The organism is Kribbella sp. NBC_00359 (assembly GCF_036097425.1).
GTDB lineage: Bacteria > Actinomycetota > Actinomycetes > Propionibacteriales > Kribbellaceae > Kribbella.
The window spans coordinates 4,273,533-4,286,518 of sequence record NZ_CP107975.1; the positions used below are offsets into that span (position 1 = coordinate 4,273,533).

The 12,986-nt window shown below is 69.5% G+C and carries 15 protein-coding genes; 11 read left to right on the forward strand and 4 right to left on the reverse strand.

Annotated features, from left to right (window positions below; all coding sequences use genetic code 11):
• Nucleotides 1-28 precede the first annotated feature (28 nt).
• Genes OG876_RS20960 through OG876_RS20970 form a run of 3 tightly spaced genes read right to left on the reverse strand, consistent with a single transcriptional unit; the run spans nt 29 to nt 2,110 of the window.
• The gene (locus OG876_RS20960) at nt 29-865 is read right to left on the reverse strand and encodes an ROK family protein (RefSeq protein WP_328526585.1); all 837 of its coding nucleotides are present in this window, start codon (nt 863-865) and stop codon (nt 29-31) included.
• Nucleotides 866-890: 25 nt separating this feature from the next.
• A complete protein-coding gene (locus OG876_RS20965) occupies nt 891-1,592 on the reverse strand; it encodes a hypothetical protein (RefSeq protein ID WP_328526586.1) in 702 nt (233 codons plus the stop codon).
• Nucleotides 1,589-2,110 (reverse strand): SigE family RNA polymerase sigma factor, encoded by a 522-nt coding sequence (locus OG876_RS20970; RefSeq protein ID WP_328526587.1) that lies wholly within the window; start codon nt 2,108-2,110, stop codon nt 1,589-1,591. The genes OG876_RS20965 and OG876_RS20970 overlap by 4 nt, the downstream gene beginning before the upstream one ends.
• Nucleotides 2,111-2,292: 182 nt before the next feature.
• Here OG876_RS20970 and OG876_RS20975 point away from each other — a divergent pair, with 182 nt between their 5' ends.
• From OG876_RS20975 to OG876_RS21025, 11 genes are all read left to right on the forward strand, one after another.
• A complete protein-coding gene (locus tag OG876_RS20975; RefSeq protein WP_328526588.1) occupies nt 2,293-2,832 on the forward strand; it encodes a hypothetical protein in 540 nt (179 codons plus the stop codon).
• 44 nt (nt 2,833-2,876) lie between these two features.
• Nucleotides 2,877-3,608, forward strand: coding sequence for a YcnI family copper-binding membrane protein (locus tag OG876_RS20980; RefSeq protein ID WP_328526589.1), 732 nt, complete (start codon nt 2,877-2,879; stop codon nt 3,606-3,608).
• Between the two features lie 2 nt (nt 3,609-3,610).
• Nucleotides 3,611-4,123, forward strand: coding sequence for a copper resistance CopC family protein (locus tag OG876_RS20985; RefSeq protein WP_328526590.1), 513 nt, complete (start codon nt 3,611-3,613; stop codon nt 4,121-4,123).
• Entirely contained in the window at nt 4,120-5,193 is a 1,074-nt protein-coding gene (locus OG876_RS20990; protein WP_328526591.1) for a copper resistance D family protein, read from the forward strand. The genes OG876_RS20985 and OG876_RS20990 overlap by 4 nt, the downstream gene beginning before the upstream one ends.
• Before the next feature lie 46 nt (nt 5,194-5,239).
• On the forward strand, nt 5,240-5,725 hold the full coding sequence (locus OG876_RS20995) for a MarR family winged helix-turn-helix transcriptional regulator (protein WP_328526592.1): 486 nt from the start codon (nt 5,240-5,242) through the stop codon (nt 5,723-5,725).
• Nucleotides 5,726-5,907: 182 nt separating this feature from the next.
• Complete coding sequence (locus tag OG876_RS21000; RefSeq protein ID WP_328526593.1) at nt 5,908-6,861, forward strand: ATP-binding cassette domain-containing protein; 954 nt, start codon at nt 5,908-5,910, stop codon at nt 6,859-6,861.
• Nucleotides 6,858-7,904: a pyridoxal-phosphate dependent enzyme gene (locus OG876_RS21005; RefSeq protein WP_328526594.1), complete on the forward strand. Its 1,047-nt coding sequence runs from the start codon at nt 6,858-6,860 to the stop codon at nt 7,902-7,904. The genes OG876_RS21000 and OG876_RS21005 overlap by 4 nt, the downstream gene beginning before the upstream one ends.
• 63 nt (nt 7,905-7,967) lie before the next feature.
• A complete protein-coding gene (locus tag OG876_RS21010; protein ID WP_328526595.1) occupies nt 7,968-8,795 on the forward strand; it encodes a Rossmann-like domain-containing protein in 828 nt (275 codons plus the stop codon).
• Nucleotides 8,792-10,039 (forward strand): MFS transporter, encoded by a 1,248-nt coding sequence (locus tag OG876_RS21015; protein WP_328526596.1) that lies wholly within the window; start codon nt 8,792-8,794, stop codon nt 10,037-10,039. Before OG876_RS21010 ends, OG876_RS21015 begins: the two co-directional genes overlap by 4 nt.
• Before the next feature lie 54 nt (nt 10,040-10,093).
• Nucleotides 10,094-10,771 carry a DUF1707 SHOCT-like domain-containing protein gene (locus OG876_RS21020; protein ID WP_328526597.1) on the forward strand — a complete coding sequence of 226 codons (678 nt, stop codon included), beginning with the start codon at nt 10,094-10,096 and terminating at the stop codon, nt 10,769-10,771.
• Nucleotides 10,772-10,823: 52 nt separating this feature from the next.
• On the forward strand, nt 10,824-11,279 hold the full coding sequence (locus tag OG876_RS21025) for a GNAT family N-acetyltransferase (protein ID WP_328526598.1): 456 nt from the start codon (nt 10,824-10,826) through the stop codon (nt 11,277-11,279).
• A gap of 1 nt (nt 11,280) precedes the next feature.
• Here OG876_RS21025 and OG876_RS21030 read toward each other — a convergent pair whose 3' ends face one another.
• Entirely contained in the window at nt 11,281-12,831 is a 1,551-nt protein-coding gene (locus OG876_RS21030) for a dolichyl-phosphate-mannose--protein mannosyltransferase (protein WP_328526938.1), read from the reverse strand.
• Nucleotides 12,832-12,986: the final 155 nt, after the last annotated feature.

Here is a 12,986-nt window from a genome sequence, read left to right on the forward strand (position 1 = left end):
ACTGACCGTAACGAGAGCCTCCGACAGTTCACTTGGAACGAAGGTAGTGGGCGGCCGCCCCGATGAGGGCCGAGTGTTCCGTGTCCTTCGTGGCGGAGACGGGGGAGTCGAAGGCTGTCGCGACCAGGTCGTAGGCGCCGGAGATCGAGCCACCCAGGACCGTCTTCGCCACGCCGAAGCGCTCCAGCCACGGCCCGAGAGCGGAGGCGAGTACGCCGAAGGTGGTCAGCAGGACCTCGTGAGCGACGGTGTCACCGGCCCTGGCCCGATCGGCGATCTCTTTGACGCCTGGCTCGTCCGTGCCGGTTCTGGCGGCGTACTCGCGCAGGATCGCCCGGGCGGAAATCGAGTCCTCCAGCGGCTTCCCGTCGTACGACGTCTTGTAGAGCTCACCGCCTGGCGGCACGGTCTCGCCCGCCCGGACCACGCGGCCGTCGGCGAGGAACGCCGTACCGATGCCGGTGCCGATGGTGACGCCGACGCAGCGTTCGACGCCGCGGACCTCTCCGGCGGTCCACTCGCCGACCGCGAAGGCCTCCGCGTCGTTCATGAACATCAGCCGGTCGAGCGCGAGCTCGGCCCGCAGGCTCTCGCCCAGGTTGAACCCGTACAGCTGGTCGAACTTGTCCTGGCCGCGATACCAGGCCACGCCGGTCTCGAAGTCGAACGGCCCGGGCAACGCCACCGCCAGACCGCTTGCCAGTGGCAACTTCCGGGCCGCCGCGGCGAGTTGCCCGGCCACCGCCTCAGCCGGCTGCTGCGACTCGAGCTTCAGCCGGTCGACCACGGTCACGTCCCACCCGCCCGGCGACACCACCGCCGCGGTCACGTGGCTGCCCCCGACCTCCAGTACCGCTACGTCCATCAGGTCATCATCCACGACCCGGTGGTCACCACCGGCCAAGGCCGGTGCGGGTGCCGCGCGCGTCGAAGGTCTGGGCGAGGACGAGCGGCTTCGTCCCGGGCCACGGCCCGGCGTCGATGTGCCGGTAGACATAGAACTCGGATGCGACGACCGCCTCCCCGCTCTTCCCGTCACGGGTCCGGACGAGAACCTTCGCGTCCTTGCCGTAGGCGCGGCCGAAGACGGTGGTCACACTGCTCACGGCGTCGATGGGGGACTTACGGACCAGGACGCCGCCGCGGGCTCCGAGCGGCACCATCGGTGCGTTCTCCAGCTGGGTGGTGCAGAAGGCGTAGCGGGCGGTGTAGCGATAGCGCGTCGCCGTGGGCTCGCGCCGGATGCTGGCGGACCCGTACACGTCCGAGACCGAGACGACCTCCGGCCAAGCCCAGGGCTCGGTCCCGAGCACCGCGCCGTTCGACGCGGTGCACAGTCTCACGGACCCGATCGGTTGTGGTGTCGGCTTGCGTTCCGTCGCCGGTGCGACGCCGTGCGGTCCCTGCAGATCGACCGCGACCGCCGCACCTGCCGCCAGGACCACGACCGCGGCGAGAGCGGCCAGCGATCCGGTGATCCGGCGGTTGCGTACCTGCCGGCGTCCGGCGGCGACCAGTGTCGCGGGATCCGGCGTGAACGGCGCCGGTCGATCGGTCGCGCGGTCCATCAAGGTCTTCAGTTCGCGCGTCAATTCAGGACCCCCTGCATGAGTTCGGCGAGGGCGGGGTGGGTGCGGAGCTTGTCGAGGGCCCGCAGGGTCTGGCTCTTGACCGTCCCGGGCCGGCAGTTGAGCGCGGCGGCCGTCTCGTCCACGGACAGTTCGTCGAAATAGCGCAGTACGACGCAGGCTCGCTGGCGGGGCGGCAGTTCGGCCAGAGCCTGGGTGATGACGAGCCGGTTCTCCAGGACGCCGAGCGGATCGGCCGGGTCCGCCTCGGCGGTGAAGTAGTCGTCGCCGCCGACGAGTTCCTGGCTGGACTTGCGGCGGAGCGCGTCCAGGGTGGTCGACACCACCACCTTGCGGGCGTACGCGCCGACCGCGCCCTTGCGATGGATCCGGCCCCAGACCCGGTACAGCCGGATCAGGGCCTCCTGGGTCGCGTCCTCGGCCCGCCGCCAGTCCCCGCACAGCAGGTAGGCGGTCCGGCACAGAGCGTTCGCCTGGTGGGTGACGAAGTCGATGTAGTCCCTCTCGGTCTCGTCCTTCACCCGCTGCCTTCCCCAGTCATGACGATCCAACGTGATGGCGAGCCGATCGGTTGCACCGACGCGGCACATCTTTTCCGTACCTGAACTCATGGTCGACGGCGTGCGGGTCACCAGCCTCTCCGCACGCTGAGGGAACCTGTCGGCGGCGCTGACCGTAGAGTGACTGGAACGAGGGGACAGTCATGCCGGTCGAGAGCAGTACGACGTCCGTGGTCGCGGCGCTGAGCGTCGTGCTCGCGGTGGTCGGCCACGCGCTCGTCGGCGGCGGGGCGGTTCCGCTCGGGGTACTGGTGCCGCTCGCCGCGCTGGCTGGAGTGTGCTGGCTGCTCGGCGAGTATCTCGCCGGCGAACGGGTGCTGACGGTCCTCGTCCTGGCCGGCGTACAGCTCTTCGTCCATGTCACCCTGGACGCCGCGCACGGGCCGATGGATCACGAGATGGCGATGCCCCGCGGCGTTGGCGGCAGTCTGTTCATGACCGCGGCCCATCTGAGCGTCCTGCTTGCCGGCGTACTGGCGATCGGCCGGGCCAACCGATGGGTTCACCGGGTTCTGCGGGTCTTCGACCGCTTCCTGCCGCGGTTGCCGGCTGTGCACGTGGTGCCGCGGATCGCCTCCGCACCGCTCGCGCGCACGTCACCGCCACGGCTCGTCGGTGCGTGGCTCACCTCGAACGTCTGCCGGCGTGGACCTCCCGTCGTACGAGTGATTCCAGTTCGCTGACCGGCTTCGGCCGGATTACTCGTACGCCCTTGAAAGGTTCTCTCATGCCCAAGAGATTCGTCCTGCGGGCCGGCGCGATCGTCGCGGCGTCCGCACTCGTGCTCGTCGGTGCCGCCTCGTCGGCGTCGGCCCACGTCACGGTGTCGTCGCCGGACGCCAAGCCCGGCGGGTACGCGAAGCTGATCTTCCGCGTGCCGACCGAGTCGGACAACACCAGTACCACCAAGCTCGTCGTCTCGCTGCCCAAGGACCACCCGTTCGCGCACGTCGGCGCGCAGGTAAAGGACGGGTGGAAGGTCGAGAAGAAGACCGAGAAGCTGGCCGCGCCGGTCAAGGTCGGCGACGTCACGCTGACCCAGGCGATCACCACGATCACCTGGACCGCCGCGGCCGGGGGCATCCCGCCGAACGACTTCGACGAGTTCGCGCTGTCGGTCGGCAAGATCCCCGAGGATGTGGACGCGCTGAGCTTCCCGGTCGACCAGACCTACAGCGACGGGGAGGTCGTCAAGTGGGCCGATGTCGTCAAGGACGGCGCGGCCGAGCCGGAGCACCCGGCGCCGACGCTGAAACTGGCCGCGGCGATCACTCCGGTCGCTGCGACCACCTCCCCGGACGCGAAGGATTCCTCCGACCCGTTGGCTCGCTGGCTCGCCGGCGCGGGCCTGCTGGTGGGCCTGCTCGGTCTCGCGTTCGGCTTGCGGCCGCGGAAGGCTGCACCGGTTGCCGCCTCGGGTGAGGCTGGTACGCCGGAGTCCGAGAAGGCACAGTCGTAATCGTGCGCCGGTTGATCGCTGTCCTGGTGGCGTCGCTGCTCGCTCTGGTGGTTTCCACCGGAGTGGCGGCGGCGCACGCCAAACTCGAGTCGATGACACCTGCCGACGGTTCCACGATGGCCGCGCCGCCGACGAAGGTCGTGCTGACCTTCAACGAGCCGGTCGGCAGCAACGGCACCCAGGTGCAGGTGAAGTCGCCCACCGGCAAGAACGTGGCCAGCGGCGACGTCCAGGTGATCGACAACACGGTGACCCAGCCGGTCGGTGCGATGGTGGAGGCCGGCCGGTACGAGGTCGACGCCCGCATCGTGTCGGACGACGGCCACCCGATCACCGTGACCGGATCCTTCACCGTCACCCACGCCGGGCACCCCGCCACGGACTCCGCCGCCCCGCCGACCGCACAGCAGTCCGGCAACTCGAACACGGTCACCATCGTCGCGGTGTGCCTGGTCATGCTGGTCGTCGTCGCCCTGGCCGTAGTCATCGTCCGCCGCCGCCCAGCCTCCCCATGACCGAGGAACCGGCACCCACCGATGGACCGGCCGGGCCGGCTCCGGCGGCCGGTGCGCGGGAGGGCGGTGCGGGCCTGGCGCCCAGCGGTGGCTGGATGGTGGCGGCCGGGATGGTTGCTGTAGGCATCGTGGTGATGGTGGTCGCCCTGCTCGCCGCGGGCGGGGCTCCGAAACTGTTGCCGGCCGGACTGCTCGGTGCCGGAATGCCTTTGTCCTGGTCGGTTCCGGTCCTGCGCTTCGTTGCGGACGCGGCCGCGGTGGCCACGGGCGGTGCGCTGCTGGCCGTCGTACTCTTCCTCCCGGCAACCGACGGGAAGCTCGGCGCGAAGGCCTTGCGCGCCTGCCAGGACGCCGCGCTGGCCGCGGGCATCTGGGCGGTTGCGAGCATCGGCGGCCTCGTCACCACGGCCGCGGTGATCCTCGGTATCCCCCTCGCACATCTCGCCGAGCACGCGCCCATCGCCGGCCAGCTCACCCAAGTCAGAGCCCTCGCGGTCGCCGTCGTACTCACCGCGATCCTGGCCGTCGTACTCAGCGGCTGCCGGACGCTGCGCGGCGCGCGGTTCGCCGCGATGCTCACAGCGGCCGCACTGGTCGGGCCGCTGCTGACCGGCCACGGCGCGCTCGACCGCACCAACGTCTGGTCGGTGCTCGCGACCTCGTCGCTGGTGGTGCACGTCTTCGCGGCAACCGTCTGGGTCGGCGGACTGGCCGCCGTACTGCGCTATGCCCGCTCGCGTCAGGGAGTCGAGCTGTTCAGCGGGCTCGCCCTGGTGTGTGCGGTGACGATGGGGATCACCGGACTGCTGACCGCGGAGATCCACCTCGGCGGCCGCGAGGAAGGCTGGGCGCTGATCACGCAGTGGGTGACAACCGGGTACGGCGCTCTCGTGTTCGCCAAGGCGGTCGCCTTCACCCTCCTGGTCGCGGGCGGCTGGTGGCATCGGCGGACGACCCTCCCGCGGCTGGAGGCTGGGGACCCGGTGGCCTTCCGGCGACTGGCCGTGGTCGAGTTGCTGATCATGGCCGCGACGATCGGGCTGGCCGTTGCCCTTTCGCGCACCCCGTGACCCGCGTACTCGGTGACATGTCAACAGATCCCCGTACACTAGGTGAATGGTGGATGCGCAGTGGCTCGATACGCGTGAGGCGCGGCTCTGGCAGTCGTACCGCGACACGTATCGCGAGCTGATGCGTGCCCTGGAAGCGCGGTTGATCGGCAACTCCGGGCTGTCCGGCGCCGACTACGCGCTGCTGCACCCACTGTCGGAAGCCGAGGACGGCGTCCTGCGTACTCGCGACCTGGGCAAGTCGGTCGGCTGGGAGCGGAGCCGGCTGTCCCACCAGGTCAGCCGGATGGAGAAGCGCGGGCTGGTCAGCCGCGAGGAGTGCGCGTCGGACGCCCGCGGCTCGATGGTCCGCCTCACTGAGCTCGGTTGGAAGGCGATCGAAGCCGCCGCGCCGGACCATGTCGCCGCGGTCCGCAGCTACTTCTTCGACCACCTGACTGTGGCGGAGCAGACCCAGCTGGCCGGTCTCCTCGACCGCATCGCGACCAACATCCCGGCCGATGCCTGCGCGACCCCGGACTGCGACGAATAGTCCGTTCTGACCCTTCCTGACCACCTGGCGCCGCGCACTGAGGTGGTGACTCCTCGTACCCGGAAGTAGGCACTGGGTGACACGCCGTCACGCAGAGCAGTCGGAGCTCGGCGCCGAAAGAATGATCTGGTCTCGTTCGGATGCGCGCTGAATTTGACAACCGTTTTCACTAAGGTGAGGATGTGCGGGATGTCCGATGCTCTGAACAGACGTGGGCGCTCTCGACCCGGGTCGTGGTGCTGTCTGCCGGTCAGGTGATCGCGTCCGGCGGCATCGACGTACTCCCCGACACGCCGAGGCCGGCCGCGGCGGGAACGACTGCCGCCGGGCAGCCGTTGCTTCAGGCAATGAACCTGTCAGCGTCGCTGCGGTCCCGCGGCCGGGATCTCGTCCTGCGCGAGGTCGACCTCACCGTTCGCGCCGGCGCCTGCCTCGGCGTGGTCGGGCGGTCCGGCAGCGGCAAGACCACGCTCGCCCGCTGCCTGGCCGGCCTGCACGAACGCTTCACCGGCCGCCTGCTCTTCGATGACGAACCCCTCCCGGTCCTCCGCAAGCGATCCCGCGAAGAGAACCGCCGGATCCAGTACGTCTGGCAGGAGGTCCGCGGCTCGTTCGACGAACGCCGCCCGGTCGACCAGCAGATCGCCCGCACCGCGCAGCGTCTGCGCGACGTACCGCCCGAGGAAGCCCACGCCGAAGCCGTCGCCACCCTGGCCCGTCTCGGCGTCGCCGCGATCACCGCGGCCCGCCCGCCGAGCCGGCTGTCCGGAGGTGAGTTGCAACGCGCCGCCGTGGCCCGAGCGGTCCTCGCGCACCCCGACGTACTGATCTGCGACGAGATCACCACCGCCCTCGACGACCACGGTACGGCGCTCGTCGTCGAACTGCTGACCGAGCTCAAGGACCGCGGTACGGCGCTGATCTGGATCGGCCACGACCTCGGCCTGGTCGCAGCCGTCGCGGACCACCTCCTGGTGATCGACGCCGGCCGCGTCGTCGAGCAGGGACCACCCACGACCGTGATGACCGACCAGCAGGACGAACTGACCCAGCGGCTGGTGAGGGCCGCCCGCATCGATCACCCACAATCTCCGCCCGTGCTGACCCCCGACACAAGGAGCGAACCGCGCCGATGACGCGACTGCACGACCACCTGGCGGAGGCGATCAAGGATCCGGATCCGATCCGGGTCGGCGACGACCTGATCTGCTTGCGGTTCGAGACGATGAAGGTGTACTCCGCGCTCGGCGCCGTACGCCATCTCCTGGAGACCGGCGCGGTCCGGCCGGGGGACACGCTGATCGACAGTTCGAGCGGCATCTATGCGCATGCGCTCGCGCTCGCCTGTCACCGGTACGGGATGAAGTGCCACATCGTCGGCTCCACGACTGTCGACCGGTCGTTGAGGATCCAGCTCGAGATCCTCGGTGCGACCGTCGAACAGGTGCCGTCGTCGAACAACCTGCAACTCGACCAGAACCTCCGGGTCCGCCGGATCGGCGAGATCCTCCGCGACAACCCGACGTACCACTGGATGCAGCAGTATCACGACGACATCCACTACCTCGGGTACGGCGCGATCGCCGAACTCGTGGCCGAAGTGGTGCCGGCCGGGCCGCTCTGTCTGGTCGGTGGGGTCGGGACCGGCGCGTCGACCGGCGCGATCGCGGCGTACCTGCGGGAGCGCGGACGGGACGTGAACCTGGTCGGCGTGCAGCCGTTCGGGAGCATCACGTTCGGGGCCGGGCACACGCAGGATCCGGAGATGATCATCGCGGGGATCGGCAGCTCGATCGAGTTCCGCAACGTCCGGCACGAGTTGTACGACCGGCTGCACTGGGTCTCGTTCGACTACGCGATGTCGGCCGCGGTCGACCTGCTGCGGACGTCCGGTGTCTTCGCCGGGCTCTCGGCGGGAGCGGCGTACCTGTCGGCGCTCTGGGAGCACAACTGCGACAGCAGCCGGAAGCATGTGTTTCTCGCCGCCGACACCGGGACGCGGTACGTCGAGTCCGCGTTCGCCCGGCATGCCGAGGCGCGGCCGATGGCGTCGATGCGGCCGCGCGAGATCGACTCGCTGGACGAACTGGCGGTGCCGTGGTCGGCGATGTCGTGGGACCGGCGGGAGTCGGTCTGGGCCTGCCGCGAGGAGGTTCCATCTGCGACCCCGTCGCATTAGTCTGACGTCCGTGACGGGTTTGTCCGCCCTGCTGTCCGACCCCGAAAGGCTGGCCGATCTGCCATGACCGCACCCGCGCTCGCTTCCGTGGACGAGTTGGTCGCCGCCGTCCTCGCGGGCTCCGTCGGACCCGATCCGTCCACGTTCGCCGTCACCAGCGCCTTCTGGCTCCACCACACCACGCGTCTGCCGGGTGCGGACGTGACCTACCGCAACTACTACGTTTTGCTCCGCGTCGGCGAGGTCTTCGGCGCCTGCTCCTTCGAGGCCGGCGAGCTCGACCCGTCGTACTGCGCCGACACGTCCGGCCGCACGCTGGCCGACGTACTGCGATCCGACGACCCTCTACCGGTGCGGATCGCCGCGCTTGACGCCTACCTGGCCTCGGTCGAGCCACACCACGTGTCGCCCGACGCCGAGGAGGTCGTCCTTCCCGCCGGTACGCCGGATGTCCGCGCCCGCGCCCGTGACGCGGCGGTCGCCGGACTGCTGGATGTTGCTGAGGGCACCAAAGTCGCGCTGATCGGCGTGGTAAACCCGCTCGTCGACGCGATCACGGCGCGCGGCGGATTGTGTCTGCCGTGTGATTTCAACCTCCGCGAAACCGCGTCCGGACTGCCGGTTTCTCGCGATATGACGCAGGTTGTCGACAATGCCGACGCCGTCGTCGCCACCGGAATGACCTTGTCCAACGGGACATTCGACGTCCTCCTGGATCATTGCCGTCAGCAAGAGAAGCCTCTCGCCGTGTATGCTCAGACCGGAAGCGCCGTCGCTCGCGCGTTCCTTGGCTCCGGCGTCACCGCGCTGTCCGCGGAGCCCTTCCCCTTCTCCCAGTTCAGCTCCCGCCCGACGAGCCTGTACCGCTACCACTCCAGGACGGATCTATGAGCAGCCCCGGTCAGAACTCACCGGTCGTCACCGCACTCCCGGCCGAGGTGCCGGGGGACTGGCGGATGGTGCGCCGGTTGTGGCCGTTCTTGCTGGCGTCGGCGGTGAGTTTGATTCCGTTCACCGTGTTCGGGATGTATCTGGTGCCGATCGCGGCGGCGGCCGGTGGGGATGTGGCGGAGATCGGGGGGCTGCGAGGGCTCGGGGGGCTGGCGGCACTGGTGGTCGGGTTCGTGCTGGCGCCGTTGATCGACCGGCTCGCGCGCGAACTGGTGGCCGCGGGAGGCCTTGCGTTGCTGGGCGTTTCGGCGGCACTCGGTGCGGTGGGCAACGTCTTTGCGCTGGCCGCGTTCTGCTTGCTGATCGGGGCGTCGACGTCGATCCTGGCGCCGTCGATCGGAGCCGCGGCGGCGGATCGGTTCCGGTCGCCGGCGGCGGCTGGGCGGGCCGCGACGTTGGTGTCCGCGACCACCTCGATGATGGCGATGCTGGCCGCGCCGGTCCTGGCCGTTCCCGGGCTGCTCTGGGGCTGGCGCGGGAACCTGCTTGCCGCATCCGTCGTCTCGCTCTCGTTGTCTGTCGCGTTCTTCTGGCGCGGTCGCGGACGGAAGGCGCCGCTCTACGCCGACGGCGCCGAGCGGATGAGCTACCTGGCGACGTACCGGGAGTTGGCCCGCATCCCCGGCGCGCTCCCGCTGCTTGCGGTTGCGATGCTGCGGACCGCGGCGTTCATGGGGTACCTGGCCTACCTCGCGGCCTTCTACGACGAGAGGTTCGGCCTGGCGCCGGGATGGTTCGCGCTGGTCTGGTCGCTGAGCGGCGCCTCGTTCTTCCTCGGCAACCTGCTGGCCGGTCGCTACCTCGCACTCGAACGCCCGTGGATCAGCCCGGAGAAACTGCTGCTCGCCGGCCTCGGACTCGCCTTCATCAGTGTCACAGCCTTCTACTTCTCGCCGACGCTGCCACTGACCCTGCTCCTGACCGCGCTCATCGGCGCCGGCCACGCGACTGTCGCCGCCTGCGTCACAACCCTGCTGGTCCGACGCAGCGGCGAGCTCCGCGGCTCGGCCCTCAGTGTCAACGCGGCCGGCATGAGCCTCGGCACCTTCCTCGGCGCGGCCATCGGCGGCCTGGGCCTCGGTCTCGGCGGCTACCCCGGCACCGCCTGCGCCTTCGCCGCGATCACGCTGCTTGCCGTCCTCCTCGCCGTACGCGTCCGAGGTGGGCCGAGGGTCAGGGCTTGATCCGGGCTTGATCAGGGTCCTCACCGAGCCTTGGTCGATATATCGTTCAGTCTTATGGAGAACCTGCCCGACCGCCCGCATCCGCATGCGCATCTCCGCGCGTCCGACATCGATCGCGACCAGGTCGTCGACGTATTGCGGGATGCCCTGATGTCGGGGCGGTTGTCACAGGACGAGCATGCCGACCGGCTCGAGCAGACGCTGGAGGCGAAAACGCTGGGCGAGCTCGAGCCGATCACCCGCGACCTCCTCGTCCCCGGTCAGGCCGCGCCGGCGTCGGCCGCGGTTTCGATGCCGGCCGCGTCGAACAGCCCGGTGCCGATCGAGGAGCCGGCGAACCCGGCGGAGAGCTTCGACACCATGCTGGCGATCTTCGGCGGAGGTGAGCGGAAGGGCCGCTGGCGGGTCAAGCGCCGGACCAACGCGGTCGCGGTCTTCGGCGGCCACGACCTGGACATGACCGACGCGGTGTTCGAGGGCCGCGAGGTGACGATCTGGGCGTTCGCTGTGTTCGGCGGGATCGACATCACCGTCCCCGAGGGCGTGAGCGTCCGGAACGAGGGCGTCGGCATCTTCGGCGGGTTCGCGGCCCGCGGCAGCGAGGACCCGGACCCGAACGCACCCACCGTCGTGGTGAAGGGTCTCGCCCTCTTCGGCGGCGTCGGCGGCCAGTCCTCGGGAAAGCGCCACGGCAAGAAGAACAAAGGCCGGGGCCACCACGAGCTGCACTAGCTCCAGGAGCAATTCGGGTGCGGTGGGGCGCTCCGGCTCATAGCCTTCGACCATGACCGGCCAGCCGTTCGTCCCACCTGACTTTGTCGTCTCCACTGAGCTGATCACGCCGCGGTTCCGGCTGGAGCCACTCGGCCCGGAGCACAACGCCGCCGATTACGCCACATGGACCAGCAGCATCGGCCACATTCGCGCGACTCCGGGCTTCCAGGGCAGCTGGCCGCCGGTCGACGGCATGACCGCGGAGGCGAACCTGGGCGACCTGCAGCGTCACGCGAACGATTTCGTCCAGCGCCGAGGATTCACCTACACCGTGCTCGAGGCCGGCAGCGACGACGTGATCGGTTGCGTGTACATCTATCCGTCCCGCAACGACGAACACGTCACCGACGTTCGATCGTGGGTCTGCGCCGACCGGGCCGAGTTGGACGTGGCTCTGTACGAGGCCGTCAGCACCTGGCTGGCCACGCTCTGGCCGTTCGAGACGATCGACTACGCGTCCCGCTGACTCAGATCCAGGACTTGAACCACATCCGGCTGAGCCAGTCCGGGTGTGGGAGGACCTTGTCGGTCAGGATCGGCCAGATGTAGGCGAAGTCCAGCACGACGAGTACGACGAAGGCGCCCACCACCGCACTGCCGATGAGTCTTCGTGGCGTCGCCGTACCCAGCGCGGCTCTGGCCGGTCCGAGGATCTTGCCGAGCACGAGGGCCAACGCCATCACCGTGAACGGGATCATCGTCACGGCGTAGAAGAAGAAGATCGGTCTGTCGTCGAACGCGAACCACGGCACCCAGCAGGTGATGTAGCCGACGATCGGTACGCCGAATCTCCAGTCGCGCGAGCCTATCCACAGCACCAGGGCAGCGATCAGCGCGAGGGCGCCGCCCCACCAGAGGATCGGGGTCCCGAGGGCGGAGATCACCGACAGGCAGTTCGTCCCGGCCGGCGGGTTGCAGCCCGGCGTACCGGCCTTGATGTCGTTGACCGCGTCGAACCCGATCGGGCGGGCGATGATCGGCCAGCCGGCCGGGTTCGACTGGTAGGGGTGGGTGGCGTGCTTGATGTAGTCGCCGGTGTGGAAGGCGAGCACTTCCTGGTGGTAGTGCAGGAGTGAGCGGAAGTCGTCCGGGACGACCTTCATGACGCCGTGGGCCGGATTCTTGGATGCGTAGTCGTGGTCGTAGGCGTTGTCGTGCAGCAGCCAGCCGGTCCAGGTCGCGAGGTAGGTGACGAGCGCGACCAGCACGATGCTGAAGAACGCCGGGATGCCGTCGACCAGCACCGACTTCACGAAGGCGAACCGGACGCCGAGCGCGCGCCGGGCTCCGAAGTCCCAGGCGAAGGCCAGGATGCCGAAGCCGGCCAGCACCCAGATCGCGGACCACTTGGTCCCGCAGGCGAGGCCGAAGCAGATCCCGGCCAGGATCCGCCACGGGCGGAACAGCAGCCAGCGGCCGACGGTACGGCGCTCCCCGTCCGGGACCGGGGTGTCGAGGGTGTCGGCGTGCCGGCGGCGGGTCCAGTCCCGGTCGGCGATCAGGCAGGAGACCGCGGCGACGATCCAGAACGCCAGGAAGATGTCGAGCAGCGCGACCCGGGACATCACGAAGTGCAGGCCGTCGACGGCGAGCAGCAGGCCCGCGATGGCGCCGATCAGGGTCGACCGGGCCATCCGGCGTACCGTCCGGATCACCAGCAGCACGGTCAGGGTACCGAACAGGGCCGGCATGAACCGCCAGCCGAACGTGTTCATCCCGAACAGCTGCTCACCGGCGGCGATCATCCACTTGCCGACCTCGGGGTGCACGGTCAGGCTCGGGGTGGCCTTGAAGACGTCCAGGTTGCCGCTCAGGATCGCCTTGTCCGCGGCACCCTCCGGCTGGTCGATGAACTGCCGGGCGTAGCCGAACTTGAGCAGGCTGAAGGCGTCCTTGGCGTAGTACGTCTCGTCGAAGACGAACTTCACCGGGTTGCCCAGGTTCCAGAACCGCAGGATCGCCGCCATCGCGGTGATCGCCAGCGTCGCGATCCAGCCGCCGTCGAAGTCCTTCGGCATCGGCGGGTACAACCGGTCCTTCAGCGGCGGCAGCCGTCTCCCGAGCACGTCCCGCCCGAGCGTCTCCAGCCCGTCGGCAGCGTCACTCCGCCGCGCAGTCCCGTCCTCGATCACAGCAGCCACGCCCGCCATGGTACGGACGCCCCGGTACCACC

Coding starts and splice junctions, on each gene's coding strand:
- OG876_RS20960 (WP_328526585.1), bottom strand. CDS start 865: ATGGACGTAGCGGTACTGGAGGTCGGGGGCAGCCACGTGACCGCGGCG.
- OG876_RS21010 (WP_328526595.1), top strand. CDS start 7,968: ATGACCGCACCCGCGCTCGCTTCCGTGGACGAGTTGGTCGCCGCCGTC.
- OG876_RS20980 (WP_328526589.1), top strand. CDS start 2,877: ATGCCCAAGAGATTCGTCCTGCGGGCCGGCGCGATCGTCGCGGCGTCC.
- OG876_RS21015 (WP_328526596.1), top strand. CDS start 8,792: ATGAGCAGCCCCGGTCAGAACTCACCGGTCGTCACCGCACTCCCGGCC.
- OG876_RS21005 (WP_328526594.1), top strand. CDS start 6,858: ATGACGCGACTGCACGACCACCTGGCGGAGGCGATCAAGGATCCGGAT.
- OG876_RS20995 (WP_328526592.1), top strand. CDS start 5,240: ATGGTGGATGCGCAGTGGCTCGATACGCGTGAGGCGCGGCTCTGGCAG.
- OG876_RS20975 (WP_328526588.1), top strand. CDS start 2,293: ATGCCGGTCGAGAGCAGTACGACGTCCGTGGTCGCGGCGCTGAGCGTC.
- OG876_RS21025 (WP_328526598.1), top strand. CDS start 10,824: ATGACCGGCCAGCCGTTCGTCCCACCTGACTTTGTCGTCTCCACTGAG.
- OG876_RS20990 (WP_328526591.1), top strand. CDS start 4,120: ATGACCGAGGAACCGGCACCCACCGATGGACCGGCCGGGCCGGCTCCG.
- OG876_RS21030 (WP_328526938.1), bottom strand. CDS start 12,831: ATGCCGAAGGACTTCGACGGCGGCTGGATCGCGACGCTGGCGATCACC.
- OG876_RS21020 (WP_328526597.1), top strand. CDS start 10,094: ATGGAGAACCTGCCCGACCGCCCGCATCCGCATGCGCATCTCCGCGCG.